Origin of the sequence: Candidatus Njordibacter sp. Uisw_039, from assembly GCF_047730075.1 — a bacterium.
Taxonomy (GTDB): Bacteria; Pseudomonadota; Gammaproteobacteria; order Pseudomonadales; family Balneatricaceae; genus Njordibacter.
This window is the reverse complement of the sequence record NZ_CP159831.1, coordinates 530720-548627: the sequence shown is the minus strand read 5'-3', so window position 1 is coordinate 548627 and position 17908 is coordinate 530720. Positions and strand designations below refer to the sequence as shown.

At 46.0% G+C, this 17908-nt stretch carries 15 protein-coding genes; 2 read left to right on the top strand and 13 right to left on the bottom strand.

Annotation, left to right across the window (positions count from 1 at the left end; all coding sequences use genetic code 11):
• Window positions 1-164: 164 nt before the first annotated feature.
• The 4 genes from ABXT70_RS02560 to ABXT70_RS02545 form a co-directional block, all read right to left on the bottom strand.
• Window positions 165-1724 (bottom strand): AMP-binding protein, encoded by a 1560-nt coding sequence (locus ABXT70_RS02560; RefSeq protein ID WP_443641619.1) that lies wholly within the window; start codon window positions 1722-1724, stop codon window positions 165-167.
• Window positions 1721-3127, bottom strand: coding sequence for an acylating sulfoacetaldehyde dehydrogenase (sauS, locus tag ABXT70_RS02555; protein ID WP_443641618.1), 1407 nt, complete (start codon window positions 3125-3127; stop codon window positions 1721-1723). Before sauS ends, ABXT70_RS02560 begins: the two co-directional genes overlap by 4 nt.
• Window positions 3128-3234: 107 nt before the next feature.
• Window positions 3235-4209, bottom strand: a complete 975-nt coding sequence (locus ABXT70_RS02550; protein WP_443641617.1) for a Bug family tripartite tricarboxylate transporter substrate binding protein — start codon at window positions 4207-4209, stop codon at window positions 3235-3237.
• Window positions 4210-4300: 91 nt separating this feature from the next.
• On the bottom strand, window positions 4301-6247 hold the full coding sequence (locus ABXT70_RS02545; protein ID WP_443641616.1) for a tripartite tricarboxylate transporter permease: 1947 nt from the start codon (window positions 6245-6247) through the stop codon (window positions 4301-4303).
• Window positions 6248-6472: 225 nt separating this feature from the next.
• Here ABXT70_RS02545 and ABXT70_RS02540 point away from each other — a divergent pair, with 225 nt between their 5' ends.
• Together ABXT70_RS02540 and ABXT70_RS02535 are read left to right on the top strand one after the other, a co-directional pair.
• Window positions 6473-7207 (top strand): GntR family transcriptional regulator, encoded by a 735-nt coding sequence (locus ABXT70_RS02540; RefSeq protein ID WP_443641615.1) that lies wholly within the window; start codon window positions 6473-6475, stop codon window positions 7205-7207.
• Between the two features lie 36 nt (window positions 7208-7243).
• Complete coding sequence (locus ABXT70_RS02535) at window positions 7244-7837, top strand: dimethylsulfonioproprionate lyase family protein (protein ID WP_443641614.1); 594 nt, start codon at window positions 7244-7246, stop codon at window positions 7835-7837.
• Here the strand turns inward: ABXT70_RS02535 and ABXT70_RS02530 are convergent.
• From ABXT70_RS02530 to ABXT70_RS02490, 9 genes are all read right to left on the bottom strand, one after another.
• Window positions 7834-8937 carry an ABC transporter ATP-binding protein gene (locus ABXT70_RS02530; RefSeq protein ID WP_443641613.1) on the bottom strand — a complete coding sequence of 368 codons (1104 nt, stop codon included), beginning with the start codon at window positions 8935-8937 and terminating at the stop codon, window positions 7834-7836. The genes ABXT70_RS02535 and ABXT70_RS02530 overlap by 4 nt on opposite strands.
• Window positions 8938-8970: 33 nt before the next feature.
• Window positions 8971-9837 carry a carbohydrate ABC transporter permease gene (locus ABXT70_RS02525; protein WP_443641612.1) on the bottom strand — a complete coding sequence of 289 codons (867 nt, stop codon included), beginning with the start codon at window positions 9835-9837 and terminating at the stop codon, window positions 8971-8973.
• Window positions 9834-10706, bottom strand: a complete 873-nt coding sequence (locus ABXT70_RS02520) for a carbohydrate ABC transporter permease (protein WP_443641611.1) — start codon at window positions 10704-10706, stop codon at window positions 9834-9836. Before ABXT70_RS02520 ends, ABXT70_RS02525 begins: the two co-directional genes overlap by 4 nt.
• Window positions 10707-10878: 172 nt before the next feature.
• Complete coding sequence (locus ABXT70_RS02515; protein ID WP_443641610.1) at window positions 10879-12126, bottom strand: ABC transporter substrate-binding protein; 1248 nt, start codon at window positions 12124-12126, stop codon at window positions 10879-10881.
• 99 nt (window positions 12127-12225) lie between these two features.
• Window positions 12226-13674, bottom strand: coding sequence for an ATP-binding protein (locus ABXT70_RS02510; RefSeq protein ID WP_443641609.1), 1449 nt, complete (start codon window positions 13672-13674; stop codon window positions 12226-12228).
• On the bottom strand, window positions 13671-14339 hold the full coding sequence (locus tag ABXT70_RS02505; protein ID WP_443641608.1) for a response regulator transcription factor: 669 nt from the start codon (window positions 14337-14339) through the stop codon (window positions 13671-13673). The genes ABXT70_RS02510 and ABXT70_RS02505 overlap by 4 nt, the downstream gene beginning before the upstream one ends.
• A gap of 182 nt (window positions 14340-14521) precedes the next feature.
• Window positions 14522-15613 (bottom strand): low-specificity L-threonine aldolase, encoded by a 1092-nt coding sequence (gene ltaE, locus ABXT70_RS02500; protein WP_443641607.1) that lies wholly within the window; start codon window positions 15611-15613, stop codon window positions 14522-14524.
• Window positions 15614-15616: 3 nt separating this feature from the next.
• Window positions 15617-16309, bottom strand: a complete 693-nt coding sequence (locus ABXT70_RS02495; RefSeq protein ID WP_443641606.1) for a hypothetical protein — start codon at window positions 16307-16309, stop codon at window positions 15617-15619.
• A gap of 33 nt (window positions 16310-16342) precedes the next feature.
• Window positions 16343-17902: a trimethylamine methyltransferase family protein gene (locus ABXT70_RS02490; protein ID WP_443641605.1), complete on the bottom strand. Its 1560-nt coding sequence runs from the start codon at window positions 17900-17902 to the stop codon at window positions 16343-16345.
• Between the last annotated feature and the right edge of the window lie 6 nt (window positions 17903-17908).

Here is a 17908-nt window from a genome sequence, read left to right as displayed (position 1 = left end):
GCGCAAAAAAAGCCAGCAACCGTCTAAATGTAAGACATCTGCGACAGGTCATTGGAATTAAACTCTAACATTGAGCTAGCGGGCCCTCTGCACAACTGCTTCATGAAGTTTTGCAACATATTTTGGGTGTGCTAAAAAACTAGTGAGTGCTCTGTGTAGCACTATTAATTCACAGTGTTTTCCATTTGTGCAGCCAATTTTAGCCTCTGCACTTTGCCTGAGGGGCCCTTGGGCAAATCGTGTAGGAAATTGATGTGCTTTGGTGTTTTTACTCGACCCAGCTTGCTCTCACAAAACGCGATTAATTCTAACTCAGTGGTTTCTTTACCCGTTGCTAGTACAACACAGGCCGCTACTTCCTGGCCATAGTGCCGATCTTCAATGCCAAACGCTGCTGCCTCCATTATGGCAGGGTGGGTATAGAGCACATCATCAATTTCACGTGGAGCAATATTTTCTCCACCTTTTATAATTAATTCCTTTATGCGCCCTGTAATAAAGCAAAAATCGTCCTCATCCATGATTGCTAAATCACCTGTATGCAACCAACCTTGGTCATCAATAGCCTCTTGCGTGGCCTTAGGGTTTTTGTAATAGCAACGCATCACACACGTGCCTTTTACCAATAGCTCCCCTTCGATGCCTCGCTCTACTTCTTGTCCTGACCGACTTACTACCTTGACCTGAGTACCATAAGCAATCCCAGGAGAACCGTACTTATTAGTTTGGGGGGGCAATGGGTTAGATAATATCTGTGCCGAAGTTTCTGTAAGACCCATAGTCTCCACAATAGGAACACCAAACATTTCTTCGAATCCAGCATGCAAGCTAGGTGGTAATGGTGCAGATGCCGAACGTCCAAAACGTACTTTTTTTGGCGCCAATTGTATCCGTTCTCGTTGACCTTCAGAGGTTTGATGCATTAGGTAAGAAATAATAGTAGGTACCACACTAAACCAACTGCACCTAGACTCGATAATCCAATTCCAAAAACGAGATGAACTAAAGCCATGGGGTAATACCAGACTGCTGCCACTAACAAGGGATGCCATAACAGATACACATTGAGCATTAATATGGCACAAGGGCAACACGCACAAGCCCCGGTCTTTGTTTGTTAGGCCATGCGCTACCGCCGTATTCATACCCCCAGCAATCAGATTTTCATGGGTTAACACTACGCCTTTAGGACGGCCTGTAGTACCCGACGTATACATTAACAAAGCATCGTTTTGTGCTGTAATAGAAGCCAACTTAATAGCACTGACAAAAGCCTTAGCCCAACTTGGACCATGATCCTCATGTGCATCAATCAGCTGAATTCCTTTAGGCAATTTATCCTCTAAATTCACCACCACAGACTTAGATGCTGCAGATATAAACACCACTTTAGTGTCTGAGTGTTGCAAAACATAAGCAATCTGTTCAGGACCTGCCGCAGGGTTTAGAGGTGAAATAATCAACCCGGTATACAGAGCACTTAAAAACAACATCAAAGCAGTCTTACCGTTGCCCATCATGAAGGAAACGGTGTCCCCTTGAACCAAGCCTAAAGCATGAAACTGAGTCACATATTCCTGAACTTCTTGTTCCAAATCTTGATAGGTTAAGACAGTTTGCGTCTCGGGAAACACCGCATACACCGTATTAGGTTGTAGCCGAGCATGTTGGGAGATAAGCTCTCGAACTGTGGCTGCTGGAGGCACATATTTAGGCAGGTTCATGACAGATACCTACGTCGGTAGTCAGCAAAAATGTCCTCAACCGAGACTTCTCTAGCAGCAATAGTTTGCACCACCTTAGTAACATTCATAAAATGACGGTAATGTACGTTTTGATCCGTTACGTTGCCACCCCACGTGCCACAGCCCATGGATAAGGAAAAGGGCAAGCCATTATCAAAGCTACCACCGGCAGCAAAACAGTGGGGCTGATTCACAATCACTCGGCATACTGGCATCTCAAGGCCTAATATCTCAGCTCGATCAACGGACTGGCTGTGCAGGCTTAAGGAGTGCCCTTTGCCTTGGTAGTTCAGAATGTCGCCTGCCATCTGTTTAGCATGATCAAAGTCTTGAGCTCGATATAGGGTCAGGACTAAGGCCATTTTTTCGCCCGAAAAAGGGAAGTCGGCACCCACCCCCGTCTCTTCGACCATTAAAAAATCAGCATCACAAGCAGCCTTGCGGGTAATACCAGCGAGTTCACACATCACACCTACTGGCTTAGCTAACATGGCAGCATTCAGATGGCCTTTGTGCCATAAAACTGACTGTAAGTCGGCCGTTTCTTCTGGCGTCAATAAACACGCATTAACCGACTCCAATGCGTTTAACATATCGTTATAGATAGCATCGACCATGACCAAACTATTTTCTGACGAACAGCTAGTGGCATTATCAAAGGTTTTCGAGGCTTTTATTTTCGCTGCAGCTGCTGCTAAGTCTGCAGTTTCATCAATTAGGCTTGTCACATTACCCGCGCCCACACCAAAAGCGGGCGTACCACAGGTATAAGCTGCTCTAACGTTATTTTGTGATCCAGTAACTACTACAAGATCCACTTGTTTGAGCATTTCCATACTCAAGTCTTTACTCACGGGGGTTGGCAAGGCTTGTACTAAGTTACGTGGTGCACCAATGCGATCCAACTCCAGATATATTAATTCGATCAACCGGGTACAACTGGGCTGACCTTTAGGTGAAGGCGACAAGATAATAGCGTTACGACACTTGAGCGCGTTCAAAATCATATTCATGGGTGTTGCTACAGGATTAGTAGACGGCACAATCGCACCTACAATTCCTACGGGTCGGGCGATTTCCACAATGCCCTGTTGTGGGTCCCGCTTAATAACACCTACCGTTTTAGCATCCTTCAAATCACGCAACAAACCCAATGTTTTACGATGATTCTTAGTGATTTTATCCGCCACATTGCCTAACCCAGTCTCGGCCACAGCAAGTTCAGATAATTTTTGATTATTAGCAGGGTTAATCAATGCCCAAGCGGCGGCAGTCACTAACTCATCGACTGCGGCTTGATCATAGGTTTCTAGCTGATTCTGCGCTTGACCAGCCTGCTGTATTAACAGGGCTACTTGGCTACGAGCGTCCATCTGTGCCATTTAAATCTCCACATCAAACCGTTGTTAACGGTGTGGTTTTAGTTGGGGCAAAAAAGGGCCACTGCAAAGACTGCGTCTAAGCAGTGGCACCAAGCACTGCAGGGTTACTATAAATCAGCTAACAGATTGGTAAGATAAGCTTGACGTTCAGTCCACATTTGCTTGACTTCAGCACGAGTCATAATGCGCATTGGCGAACCACCTGCTTTCATTTTTTTGGCCACTTTACCATCTTGGAACATTAAATGAACTCGTTCAGCAAGAAAGTCTAAAACTTCAGGTGGCGTGCCCTTGCGAGCCATAATGCCACGAAAGTTCACACTGGAGTCATCTATATCAATGCCCTGCTCTTTAAAAGTAGGTACATCTGGCAAGAAGCTTTCTTCACGCTGATTGTCTGCTACAGCAAGGATTTTAACCCGATCACCTTGGCGATAAGCGTCACTTAAATTGTTGAAGCCAGCCATTACTTGGCTACCTAGCACCATCTTTAAAGCAGCGACACCACCACCAGCAGGAATGTACTTAGTACTAATATCTGCCGCTTTATCAAGCTGTAAACTAGCAATATGATGACCCACGAAAAGGCCCGCTCCACTCACTGTTAATTTACCAGGATTAGCTTTTGACCAAGCAACAAGATCTGTAGCTGAATTAAATGGGCTATCTGCAGGTACTATAAGTACTGCAGGGTCTGCACCCCAGTTAGCTATAGGCTCTAAGTTATCAATATTGTAAGAGGTCTCAAATTTCAGTGATTGCGCAATAAAATGCGGCACGTTATAGGCTGCAAGTTGATGTCCATCTTGGCTGGCACTGCTAGCATACCAATTCCAACCTTTTTGGCCACCTGCTCCTGGTTTGTTAAAGATCACTATTGGCATATTGAGATATTTTTCATTTCCCGCCATCATGGTAGCAATACGCGCTTGGAAATCCGTAGCGCCACCTGGGCCATAGGCCACAGCTACTTGGATAGGCGCGGTTGGGTATTCAGCAGCTAATACTGATGCGCTGGGCGCCAACAGTATTGAAGCCACTGCTGCCGTAACTAGAGAGGATTTTATTTTATTTAGTATCATAATACTTACCTTTTTATTAGTGGCCAACTCAACCTAGGTGAGAGGCCTTTTTATCTGCACTATTTGGACCACCCAAATAGCGCTAATCTTTTTACAACAAGCCTGGGGTTACAACCCTTAAAGATAAGCTAAACAGCGCATAAATGACTGCCATAAAGCCCAAGGAGACCCACAATATCCTCATGGTTTGTTGACGGCTTTTACTTGCAGTGTAGAGCATAACAATGGCCGTGAACGCTAACCAAGAGGCCAAGTAGAAACCTGCACTTTGCAGCAACAACAGGTAACCTACAATAATAGCGATGCCAGCACCAAGGTCAGACCATTCCACTAACCCGGGGCCAGATTCTTGTCGGCTCCACGTGCGCAGCACATCAATTAACAATGTGGCTGCAAACACCAACATTAGTGCAGCTAACAAAAATGGGAAATCATAGGCCTGGCTGCCATCTGCTGACATCACCATAGCCAACACTACTATAGAGGCCACCACTGCACCGACCGCCGCAACGCGAGTGCCCGGCGTGGACCGTTTGTGGTCTAGTGTAACTTGACGACGCTGTTTAACCTCTACCCAGACACTGTAACCAATGGACACCAAACAAATAAATATAAGTACCAGATTAATGGGACCAGTCATAAAGTACGGCACAACACCTTCGCCTACTTCAGCAATCATCTTGCCCATGGAGAAATTATCTTCTGCTATGGGTCCCAAAATAATGCCCAGAACAATGGGTGCGGCACTAAAGCCATATTTATTCAACACATACATTAAACTGCCAAGCACCAGCATCAGTACCACGTCAGAATAGCTGTTCTGAATACTGTAGGTGCCAAACACGGCAAGTACCGTGACGGCCGCCGCCATATATTGGGAGGGCACACGCATAACCCAATAACTACTACTGCGACTGAGTGCCAACCCAATAATTAACATAAATACTTGTGCAAGTAGCAAAGAGCCAATGAAGGTCCAAGTGACTTCGGCGTGCACAGTAAATAAGTCTGGGCCTGGAAATAAACCGTTAATCAATAGGCCACCTAAAAGTACCGCCGCCGTTGGGCTGCCAGGAATACCCAAGGTCAACAAAGGCACTAGAGATGGGCCAACCATGGCATTGTTGGCCGACTCAGCAGCAATAACACCGTCAGGCTCCCCGTGACCAAACTTACTTGCATCAGGGCTAAACTTTCGCACTTGATCGTAAGCCACAAGCCCTGCAATTTGGCCGCCCGCACCCGGGATAATACCTACCACCACACCAGACACAGTGCCAATGGCTAGGGCTTTTATGCGGCTCAAGTTATATTTGATAGACGACCACAATGAACTATTTTCTGTGGTAAATAATCCGCCACTTGAGGGTTGTCGGCTAGTCACCAACAATTGGTAGATTTGTGGCACAGCAAATAGGCCAATCAAAGCCACAACAATGTGTACCCCACCCGTGAGGTGTTCAGTAAATACAAAGCGTGATTCTCCAAATATGGGGCTTATACCTATGGTAGAAATCCATAAACCCAAAACCCCAGAAAATAAACCCTTCACAACAGATTTGGAACCCAATGTGCCTATCACGGTGACACCCACGATAGCCATCCAGAACATTTCTGAGGGCCCAAATTTAAGTGCTAATTGCGCCAATGGGGGGGTGAAGAAAATCAATACCAGCACGCCAATAATGCCACCTACAAAAGAACTAATAAAACAAAAGTGTAACGCTTGAGTGGCTTTGCCTTGCTTAGCCATAGGATGGCCATCCAACACAGTTGCAATGTTAGCCGGTGCACCTGGAATATTTACTAAAATACCACTGATTGCGCCGCCTGCTACAGTGGCAGTGTAAACTGCTCCGAGCAGCACCAAACCCGTTGCAGCATCCATTTGAAAGGTAAATGGAATCAACAGTGCCACTGCCATGGTTGGGCTTAGGCCAGGCAAGGCACCCAAAATCAAACCTCCCGCAGTTGCAAGAATTAACACTGTTAGGTTGCTAAGGCTGAATATGACACCGATGTAATCAAATATTTCCACGGACTTTGGCCTCTTGTTGGTAAGTCACTGACTACCAAAACTGTTGTAATTTTTATTAACTCACTCAGCTACAGCATAAGCGCATTTATATAGATAATATAACTCATATACATGAGTCAAGCTTTTATGATAATATTTTTTCATCAAACGGTAAGAATCTGTTACTCTTTACCCCGTTAAAGCTAAGACTAAATTTTTAATAAAACACAGGTTTTCAAATAGTTAATGACACAATGGTCCACCAAAAATGTGCCTGGCACGCCCTTATATAAAGTTGTGGAAAATTTTCTGCAAGAACAAATTACAGCGGGCGTATTAGCACCTGGAGATCTAATCCCCTCCGAACCCCAGTTAGCAGAAAGTCTTTCCGTAAGCACCGGCACAGTCAAAAAAGCCATTGAAAACCTAGTCCATCAAAATCTGTTATATCGCCATCAAGGCAAAGGCACCTACGTCTCTAGGATTGATTTTAATAATAGTTTATTTCGCTTTTTCTCCTACGGTACTCATTCTGGAAACCCTGTACGGATTCGTAAACAAACGCCTGTAAGAGAGCTTCGTAAAGGTAGCGATAAAATTTGTCAACGGCTTCAAGTAGCGACCAACACCGATATGGTTTATATCGAACGGGTGGGCTTTCGTGACGAGAAAGCAGTATTGGTGGAGAAATGTTGGTGGGTTGCCGATTTAGTGCGTGGCTTAGAAAAAGAAGAAGTACACATACCAGATCTGCTTTACGCTGTGGTGGTAGATCAATTCAACCTACCTATTATTCGCTCAGAAGAATCCCTCACTGCAGAAATAGCTGACCAAGTCACAGCCTCTCGGCTCGGCATAAAGGTAGGTGATCCCTTAGTGGTATTGCACCGCCTCACTTATAGCAAAAACAACCAGCCAGTAGAGTTTAGAATTACCAGAGGCCGAGCCGACAGCTTTAGCTACCGCACCGAAATTCGCTAAATATAACCTAATAAAGCCCAATGGAGCGTTTTGACTATGGCACAAAATTTAGATCTCAACCTTCACTGGCAACAGTTTATTGAGTTGGCCTGCACTCGATTCGTTGACAGTGGGACTGACATTGGCATTGAAGTTGCGCCACTGCTATTGCCTCTTGCTAAAATAAATCCAGACTGGAACAAATTACCTCACTCTCTGTCTTTAGAGATGAGCATCCACGCTATTACTGACGAAAAGCTACGCACCTCGATAGCAGCTATTGTTCCCCACTTAACGTGGATGGAGCGTGGTGTATTCAGCAATAGCCGGGAAGTTAACCGTGCATACATAGAGTTGGTAGGGCCAGAAGGCGTGTTAATAAATGACCAATTCCGTTTTGGTATTTATTGGCAACAAGCCAATACCTTTTATCCAAAGCACCGGCACGATGCCCTTGAGCTGTACCACGTTGTCAGCGGCACAGCACTTTGGCAAATGGCTGAAAAAAACTTTAAGGCAAGGCCACCCGGATCGAGTTTTGAGCACTTAGACCGCATTGATCATGCCGCTCTAACTAGAGATGAAGACCTTCTAGCCCTATGGGCATGGCGTGGCGATTTGAGTTTTGACAACTATTCCATGGATACTTAAGCGTCCAGTCGTGCACCACTAAAGGCATCAAAAAATACCGCTTTACTAGTATCAACTTGTACTTTGACATGCCCTGTAGCTTGTGCTTCAACCCCCGCTTCTGGGCTTAATCTAGCTTGAATTTCAGTACCGTTCCACTGACCAAAGGCAATGGTGTCTGGACCCATAGGCTCAGTCACATCAACTTGCATGGGTATGCTGTGCACTAATGCACCTTCAACATGAGGTTTAGGTTCGGTAATCATCTCTGGGCGAATGCCTAGAATAACGGTCTCTACACCTGCTTGCTTAAGACGCTCACCATGATTAATGTGCAGTTCAAACTTTTCACCTTGGCTTTCAATCACCAATTTGTCATCCAACACTACGCATTCAATGAAGTTCATAGGCGGCGAACCCATGAAATCAGCTACAAATCGATTGGCTGGATTATTATAAATTTCATAAGGAGTGCCGAATTGTTGAACCTGCCCGTCTTTCATAACGGCAATACGGTCGGCTAGGGTCATAGCCTCTACTTGATCATGGGTCACATAAACAATAGTGGTGCCCAAGCGTTTATGCAGCTTCTTAATTTCCGTACGCATTTCCACCCGTAACTTAGCATCTAAGTTAGACAGGGGTTCGTCAAACAAAAATACCCGTGGGTTACGCGCTAAAGCCCTGCCCATAGCAACACGTTGACGCTGCCCGCCTGAAAGCGCGCTGGGTTTGCGGTCTAACAAATGTTCAATTTGTAATAGCTGCGACACATCGGCTACAGTTTTTGCTATTTCAGCTTTGGGAACCTTGCGCATCTCCAGACCAAAGCTAATGTTGCGCGATACACTCATGGTGGGATACAGCGCATAGGACTGAAACACCATTGCGATGTCACGTTCCTTGGGGCTTAAATCGGTAACATTATCACCGTCAATAAGAATGTCACCACTGCTCACATCCTCTAAACCCGCAATGCTGTTCATTAGTGTGGATTTACCACAGCCAGAGGGCCCGACTAAAATGAGAAATTCGCCATCTTTAATGTCTAAATCAATGCCTTTTAGTACTTCTGTATCACCGAACGATTTAGTGAGTTGTTGTATTTTTATAGAACCCATATCGGTTTCTCTTCCTTTGTCTTAATCTTTTTATTAGCCTTTCACGGCACCTGCTGTTAAGCCACGTACAAAATATTTACCAGCGACTAAGTACACCACCAAAGTCGGCAACGCGGCGATCACGGCAGCAGCCATATCAACGTTATATTCTTTACCACCCATGGTGGTATTCACTAGATTATTCAGCGCCACAGTAATGGGCTGAGTGCCTGGCCCCGAATAAACGACTCCAAACAGGAAGTCATTCCAAATTTGAGTAAATTGCCAAATTATACTCACGACGATGATGGGTGCAGAAAGGGGCAAAAAAACATGTCTAAATATTGCAAAAAAACCTGCACCATCTAACCGCGCTGCGCGCACTAACTCGGTCGGAATACCAACGTAATAGTTGCGGAAGAACAAGGTTGTGAAAGCCACACCATAGATGACATGCACAAGCACCAAACCCGGCACCGTATTTGCCAAACCTAACCAAGCTAACAACTTAGCCATAGGCAATAAAATGACCTGAAACGGAATAAAGCAACCGAACAGTAAAGCGCCAAAGAGGAAATTGCTGCCCGTAAAACGCCATTGCGATAACACATAACCGTTAAGTGCTCCGATTACCGTAGAGATAAACACTGCAGGCAGGACAATACGCATGCTATTCCAAAAATACGGTGCGAGACCATAGCAGTCACCACCGGTGCAGGCACTGCTCCAGGCTTTAGACCATGCGCTGCCATTCAGCGTTGTAGGCAAAGCCAAGATATTACCATTACGAATTTCTTCTATGCCTTTGAATGAAGTGGTGAGCATCACGTACAAGGGCGCGAGGTAAACCAACGCGAACACCAATAACAGCGTAATAAAAAGCGCCTTGTAAAGCCTATGAGAAGTAGTTGAGGCACTCATGATTTTTTACCCCGCAACTCAGAGTAGAGATAAGGCACAATAATCGCCATCACACCGGCGAGCATCACCATCGCACTGGCAGCACCTAGACCCATTTGGGCACGACTAAACGCGTGGGTATACATGAAGGTGGCGGGCAGATCAGAGGCATATCCAGGGCCACCCCCAGTGAGGGACTGAACCAGGTCAAAACTCTTAATGGCAATATGGCTTAGGATGACTACAGAACCAAAAAAGACTGGCTGCATGACGGGCAAAATAATGTGCCAATAGGTGCGGAAGGTCGACGCGCCATCCATTTGAGCAGCTTTAATCAAGCTGTCATCAACCCCTCTAAGGCCAGCTAAGAACATGGCCATAACAAATCCACTAGACTGCCAGACGGCAGCGATAACGATGGTATAGATGGCCATATCTGGCTCCACCAACCAACGAAATTCAAAATCAGTAAAGCCTAGATCACGCACCATTTTTTCGATGCCTAAACCCGGATTGAGAATCCATTTCCAAGCTGTGCCTGTAACAATAAAAGACACTGCCATGGGATACAGATAGATGGTGCGTAAAGCACCATCGTTACGAATATTGCGATCTAATAAAATCGCCAACATAAGCCCTAATAATAAGGCAATAATAATAAATAACAGGGTAAACACGAGTAGGTTATCGAGTGCGACGTGCCAGCGTGGGTTAGCAAATAACCGCTCGTACTGTGCCCAACCAACAAATTCCCACTGGGGCAACATACGGCTTTTAGTGAACGACAACACCGCAGTCCAGCCGATGAAACCATACATACAAACCAACATAACAATAGCGGTAGGAGCCATGATTAGTTTGGGTAATTGTTTTTCTAGATAATCGAACATGAGTTAGCTCAATAAGATTTTAGAAATGTGCCATTGCGAGGCCTAAGCCATCCTTGCGAAGGCCTAGGGCATGCAGCAATCCGTCACCCTAGGTATTGGATCACTGCGCTAACCTCACAATAACAAAATCATAGATTACGGCATTAACCGTATAATGACTATGATGCTACTGTTACTTAGCAGCAGCAACTGCTGCTACAAGCTGAGCTACACCTTCAGAGGCACTGTCATCAGAGTTAAAGAACTGCGTGGCAGAGTCATAGATAGCGCCAGAAATTGCTTCTGAAACGGCCATGCCATGGGCGAAACTTGGTACTAGGCTGCCTGAAGCAGAACTAGCAACAAAGGCGTCCATAGAATCATGAGCACAAGAGTCAAACTCTGTACGTGCCATACCTAAACGTGCTGGGATTGAACCTTTGTTAAGGTTAAATACACGTTGGAAGTCTGTGCTTAAGATTTCTTTAGCCATAACTTTTTGAGCCTGAGTACTTTCAGCATCACTTTGGTTAAAGAAGGCAAATGAGTCAACGTTAAAGGTATATGCACCTGAAGTACCTGGAGCTGCGACACAAACGTAGTCTGTACCAGGGTTCTTCCCAGCAACCTTGAATTCGCCCTTCGCCCAGTCACCCATGATTTGCATACCAGCTTCACCCTTGATTACCATAGAAGTAGCTAAGTTCCAGTCACGGCCAGGGGAGTTGATATCAACAAACTGGCGGAGTTGACCAAAGGTTTCAAACACTTCTTTGGTGGTAGCACTGTTAAGGGCATTCATATCTGCCTGTACAAAAGCCTTATTGTAGTAATCAGCACCGCCAACACCCAATACTACAGCTTCGAATACAGTGGCATCCTGCCAAGCTTGGCCGCCATGTGCTAAAGCAATGTAACCTGCATCTTTTAACTTCTGAGCTTGCACCATAAAGTCATCCCAAGTAGTTGGGATAGTAGCACCAGCTTTGCGGAATACTTCTGGGTTAGCCCACAACCAGTTAACACGATGCACGTTCACTGGTGCAGCTACATATTCACCATTGTACTTCATTACGTCAGACACAACTTCTGGCAAAATCTCATCCCAGTTATTCGCCTTTGCAACATCATCGATGCTAGACAAGAAACCTAGCTCACCCCATTCTTGAATGGATGGGCCTTTGATCTGGGCTGCTGTAGGTGAATTGCCAGAAATAGCGCGGGATTTTAATACCGTCATGGCACTTTCACCACCACCACCAGCAACGGCAAAATCAACCCAATCAACACCAGATTCAGCCAATTGCTTCTTTAAAAAGGCTACACTAGTGGCTTCACCACCACTGGTCCACCAATGTAATACTTCTACTTCGCCTGCTTGTGCACTCGGCGCTACAGCCATCATAGTGGCTAAGGCTAGGCCTGTTAATTTAGTTTTCATGTGAGTTCCTCGTTAGTTTTATTATCCGGCAGTCACACTCCGGTGTATGGCAGTGTATACACGGCAAAGTGTCATAACGTGGGGAAGTGTGACAAAAGGTTACGAAGGGAAATAAACCTCAACCATTAAACCACCACCGCGGCGATCCTTGAGCTCTAATTCACCACCATGCAGATTGGCAATACTGCGCGCAATCCCTAATCCAAGCCCAACGTGATCATCACTGGGCTTCTGATTAATGCGGTAATAAGGTTCAAAAACTCGAGCTTTGTCGGCATCGCTTAAACCTGGACCTGGGTCCAAAATACTAATCACTGTACCTTGAGCATTGGCGATAGCGATAATACTTACCGCTCGACCATAGGCAAGGGCATTATCAATTAGGTTGCTGAATAAGCGTTGCAGGGCCATGCTGCGGCCATCTATGATCAAACCCGGCTGGATATCTAGCTCGATAGGCAAACCATATATTTGGTTCTGTGCCGCTAGACCCAACAATAATTGACTCAGGTCAATACGCTCAGCATTTTCGTGGATGGCATCGTCCTTCATCATCTGTAAACTGCCTTTAACCATGGTCTCTAGATTTTCTAAATCACCTATTAAGGCCAGTTTTTGGTCGGTATCTGAAATCATTTCAGCCCGCAAGCGGGCGCGGGTAAGAGGTGTCTTAAGGTCATGTGAAATGGCGGCAAATAGTCGTTCTCGGTCGCCAGTAAATTTTTGAATACGCCCAACCATGGCATTGAAGGCGCGGATGGTAGCTACCATTTCGCTGGAGCCTTGCTCGCGCATATGACGGGGATTTCGTCCTTTGCCAATGGTTTCTGCTTGTCTGGCTAACAACCGTAGTGGCCGCACCACCCAGCGCACCAGTAACAAAGTTAGCAAGAACACTGTTAAAGACACTAGACCAATACTCAACATACGTTCGCTGGTAAGCCAGGTTACACCCGAGAGCATATGGCCTTCGGGGATAACCGCCGCTAAGTATATCCACTCATTAGCCACAGGCAGTTGCACTACAGCCACTGGACTGGCATCACTAGGCTCTATTAGGGCAAAGCGCTTCCATTTAGGTGGCAAATCTACCATTAAATTAGAACCAGAAAGTATTTTCAAGTCGTCAAAATTAACAAATTGAATATCCAGTCCTTTGGTCTGGCCCATTTGAGCAACAATACTGGCACTAAGTTGTTGCCGCACCAATTGAGAAAAATCTGTCTCAGGAATGTTCAATAAGTCGATGTACTGAGAGTTTACAGAAACAAAAAACCGCGTGCCCCCCATATCCCTCAATTGATCTAAAACAATATGACGATATTGATCAGGTAACTTTTTGAAAAACTCTACGGTCTGCCCAATACGAGAGCCCATGGTTTGAGAGACTTCGATTAACCGGTTGTGTTCTGTGGTCTTAAGTTGCGAAACCCATAGCCATGTGCCAAACACCTGGGCGATCAGGATTCCTAAAAAAAGCACCAATGTGACTCGTGCCATAACAGTATTAGGTATAAGCCTGAGCCATAGACCCGTCACAAAGCTCATGCAAGCACCAATACATAACCTTTGCCACGCACATTTTGAATACTATCTCCTGCCACCTGATTGAGCTTATTGCGCAAGCGACTAATACTGGTATCTATAGAGCGGTCGAAAGGCTGTGCATTGCGGCCATGCAAAACTTGGCAAATAGCATCACGACTAAGCACCTCACCTTGATGTTGGTACAGCAAATTGAGTAAATCAAACTCTGCACCAGTCAATGGCAAGTTGGTGCCAGCATAGCTAACACAGCGTTTGAGCACATCTATATGCAGCAAGGGGGCATCTGAATCTGGCTTGGGTTGCTGCACCTGCATTCGGCGCAACAGGGCCTTGATACGGGCTAATAATTCCCGGGGATTAAAAGGTTTACCCATATAATCATCCGCACCTAGCTCTAGACCCAAAATACGATCTAGGTCATCACTAGCTGCAGTGAGCATGATTACCGGTAAGCTGGACGTTTGTCGCAAGCTGCGGCACACATCGAGCCCGTCTATACCGGGCAAACCAACATCCAACACCGCTAAAGCAAACTGCGCCATATCAGCCTGTAAGAATTTTTCACCATCTGCAAAGGCCACCACTTTAAAACCTTGTTGGCTCAGGTATTGGCTCAGTAGCTGGCGGATTTCTAAATCATCGTCGATTACAGCGAGAGTTTGCATAGTCAAATATCGTCAAAACAGACTTCAGGTTAATGATGCAGCAGTTAGTATTATCATGATAATGAGGTAATAGGCAAACCTTTAGTAGCTTTGCAGTATCAATCGGACCTCAGTGAGCCCGTGCATTAGGCCTTAACTTAGAGTTAAAATTTTTACGATGGTTGATATGTTGAGCCTTTAGTCTACACCTGCTCTACATACTGGGGTAAGTTACTCGTGGTAAAAAAACCCTGTATCGCCTCAGTAATCTGCTGCAGAGCAGCATCATCGATTTGCATGTGCAAAACAATACGAGCACTTTCCCCAATAGCGGTGATGGCAATACCACGCTGTGCAAGATAACTGGCTAAGGCGGGCATTTGTGGCGATTGCAAAAACAACATATTAGTTTGTACTCGAGCCCGGTCAAAATGTAACCCTTGCAGGCCTTTAAGCGCTGTGGCGAGTTCCTGTGTTCGTTTATGATCCTGCGCTAACCTCTCCACATTGTGCTGTAAGGCATACCTGCCCGCTGCTGCAATAATACCTGCTTGACGCATTCCCCCACCTAGCATTTTACGCAGCCTACGTGCTCTTTCAATGACTATACTTGGGCCCACTAACACCGAGCCCAAAGGCACACCTAAGCCTTTAGATAAGCACAAGGATACTGTGTCAATAGACTGAACTAGCCGAGCTGGAGGCACATTTTGGGCTACTGCAGCATTAAGTAATCTAGCGCCATCCATGTGTGTAGCAAGCCCATGTGATTTGGCACAGTCAACCAAAGCATCAATATGATCTTGATCTTGAATGCAGCCCCCCACTGTGTTCTCTAGACACAGTAGCCGCGTCATAGGACAGTGGTAATCATTTGGTTTCACAGCAGCATTTAGTTGTTGAAGGTCAAAACGCCCGAATGCATCCGTTTGCAGTGCGTGCATAGCCACACTGCCCAGCACTGCTACACCAGCCGCTTCATCACAACTAATATGGTATTTATCACCCACCACAACCTCTTCACCCCGCTGGCAATGGGCCAACACGCCAGCTAAGTTACTCATAGTGCCACTGGGTAAAAATAGGCCCGATTGTTTGCCTAATAACTCGGCAGTTTCGTGCTCGAGGGCGTTAACATTGGGGTCATCACCATACACATCATCCCCCACTTGCGCGTCTGCCATAATCTGGCGCATGGCATGGCTGGGCTGCGTAACGGTATCACTGCGCAGATCAATGGTAATCGGACTGCTGATAGAGCTTCGTGTTTCTGCCGATGGGTAGTGTGATGTCATAATTTAGACCTGTTTTCCTAACGCTTGTAGGTCACTGACCTGCTGCCCAGCATAAGGTAGCGCTGCCACAATATGTACTCTAGATTCTTCACCCCCATTTAACGCCGTGTGATAGCCACGAGTATCAGTAAAATAAACCGAACCATCGGCAGGTAAGTGAGTGCAATGGTGGTTGACGACAAATAAAGAGCCGGGGTTACTGATAATAGGAATGTGCAAACGCGGCTCTGGATCTCGATGCCAAGAATTGCAATTATAAGGATCTTTCCCTAACACTCTCATACGACCAATGGGAAATCGAGCGATAAGCTGCTCATAAACTTCGGCTAAATAAGTGTCTGCAAATAGTGGATTAAACTCACTATACGCTGACTCATCAACCATAATGTCTCGAGGGACTTCAGCATAGCTGTCATCCACTCTAGTCCAAAACCGACCGCAGTTGTCCTCGGGAGTGGGGTGCTCGACACCCGGGCGCCGCGTTAGGGCCATTACATGAAAACCTGAACCTAAGTCTTCCAGTTGATCTTGCATGTCATGATAACACTGGCGTAACTTGTCGATATCAAACTTTAATTGCAACTTTTGAATACCTGGGCCAGCCTTAAAACTGGCAACCGACTCAGTGTCATACTTGCTTTCAAGCCACGTTATCATCTGCTTGGCATCTGCTTCAGTGGAGGTAATGCGCGACATAAAAACTCCTAAAACTGTCTATATAAGGCGATGCTAATCTATTTCGATCGGTTCCAGCATAGGTTCAGCCCTACCCAGTTCTTCTTTGCGCTTAGCCACATAGGCTTCAAGTTCTTCACGCCGAGACAAATCAAGTTTTGGCGGTTCGAATTCAGCTAAAATTTTCTGCCAAATTTCTGTAGCCCGCATAGTAGCATCTTTAGACCCAGCTTCAACCCAGCTTTCGTGATTTTTCCAGTCGCTCAAAAAGGGTTGATAAAAAGCGGTTTTATAGCGTTCGATGGTGTGACTGGAACCAAAGAAATGCCCACCAGGCCCCACTTCATCCATCGCTTCAATACCAATTTCTATGCGGTCAATTTTTAGGGGTTGCAACATTACTGCCATGTGCTGGAGCATCTCACAATCCATAACAATTTTTTCAAACGACGCGACCAAACCACCTTCTAACCAACCGGCGGCATGATAAATCAAATTTCCATGACCCATGACAGAGCCCCACAAAGCCATTTGGGTTTCATATACCGCCTGACCATCCACTGCATTAGAGGCGTTGCAGGCACTCGTCCGATAAGGCAAGTTATATCGTCGTGCCATTTGTCCACTCGCCATGTTGGCTAGGCAATTTTCTGGTGTGCCAAAGGCTGGAGCGCCAGAACGCATATCTACGTTTGAAGTAAAACCACCATAAACGACTGGAGCACCTGCTTTGGTTAACTGCACCAAGGCAATGCCCAGCAATGCCTCGGCATTTTGTTGTGCTAAAGCACCAGCCATGGTGGTTGGTGTCATCGCCCCCATGAGGGTAAATGGAGTAACGGTGACGGCCTGACCCATTTTTGCCATTTGCATAGCACCATAGGCCATACTGTCATCCAATTTGCGTGGTGAGTTAATATTAATATTGGTCATGGTAGCGGGATTTTGAGCCAGCTCTTGCAAGCTCATGCCATTGGCAATTGCGTTCATGGCAACTGCATCTTTGACACGGCCTGCACCAATGCCTTGGGCAAGAAACACCTTATCAGCTAGAGTTAGAGTGGCAAAAGTGGTGTCTAGATGCCGAGTATTAGGTGGTAAATCCGTTGGTGCCAAAGCCTGGTTGCCAAAAAAATCGATAACATTAAAGTACTGTCCAAAGCGGATCATGTGCTCATAATCTGCAAAGTTACCAAGGCGGCGACCATTCACGCAGTCGTGCACGTTGGGGGGGCCAGAGGTCAACCCAAAATGGATCACGTTGGATCCAATCTCCAAGGCATTGTCTGGGTTACGTGGGGTTAGGGTGAATTGCGCAGGCGCTTTGCTGATACATTCCATTACCAGCGCGCGATCCATTCGCACCACACCAGCATCATCAACGTCTGCCCCAGCCTGCTTGAATAAGTCTAGAGCTTCTTGACCCATAACTTCGATGCCCAACTGTTCAAGTATGTCCATCGACGCTTGGTGGATAAGCTCCACTTGCTCTGGTTCCAAGGCTGCGATAGGTGCAAAGCGGTTACGTTTTACCTGTCGCTCGAGCTGGGGAATAGCACATGGATTAATTGTTTCTTGTTTGACTCTGCGGTGGCGACCAGCAATACGGCTCATTAATTT

Coding starts and splice junctions, on each gene's coding strand:
- ABXT70_RS02490 (WP_443641605.1), bottom strand. CDS start 17,902: ATGAGCCGTATTGCTGGTCGCCACCGCAGAGTCAAACAAGAAACAATT.
- ABXT70_RS02525 (WP_443641612.1), bottom strand. CDS start 9,837: ATGAGTGCCTCAACTACTTCTCATAGGCTTTACAAGGCGCTTTTTATT.
- ABXT70_RS02505 (WP_443641608.1), bottom strand. CDS start 14,339: ATGCAAACTCTCGCTGTAATCGACGATGATTTAGAAATCCGCCAGCTA.
- ABXT70_RS02540 (WP_443641615.1), top strand. CDS start 6,473: ATGACACAATGGTCCACCAAAAATGTGCCTGGCACGCCCTTATATAAA.
- ABXT70_RS02550 (WP_443641617.1), bottom strand. CDS start 4,209: ATGATACTAAATAAAATAAAATCCTCTCTAGTTACGGCAGCAGTGGCT.
- ABXT70_RS02495 (WP_443641606.1), bottom strand. CDS start 16,309: ATGTCGCGCATTACCTCCACTGAAGCAGATGCCAAGCAGATGATAACG.
- ABXT70_RS02560 (WP_443641619.1), bottom strand. CDS start 1,724: ATGAACCTGCCTAAATATGTGCCTCCAGCAGCCACAGTTCGAGAGCTT.
- ABXT70_RS02530 (WP_443641613.1), bottom strand. CDS start 8,937: ATGGGTTCTATAAAAATACAACAACTCACTAAATCGTTCGGTGATACA.
- ltaE (WP_443641607.1), bottom strand. CDS start 15,613: ATGACATCACACTACCCATCGGCAGAAACACGAAGCTCTATCAGCAGT.
- ABXT70_RS02515 (WP_443641610.1), bottom strand. CDS start 12,126: ATGAAAACTAAATTAACAGGCCTAGCCTTAGCCACTATGATGGCTGTA.
- ABXT70_RS02510 (WP_443641609.1), bottom strand. CDS start 13,674: ATGAGCTTTGTGACGGGTCTATGGCTCAGGCTTATACCTAATACTGTT.
- sauS (WP_443641618.1), bottom strand. CDS start 3,127: ATGGCACAGATGGACGCTCGTAGCCAAGTAGCCCTGTTAATACAGCAG.
- ABXT70_RS02520 (WP_443641611.1), bottom strand. CDS start 10,706: ATGTTCGATTATCTAGAAAAACAATTACCCAAACTAATCATGGCTCCT.
- ABXT70_RS02535 (WP_443641614.1), top strand. CDS start 7,244: ATGGCACAAAATTTAGATCTCAACCTTCACTGGCAACAGTTTATTGAG.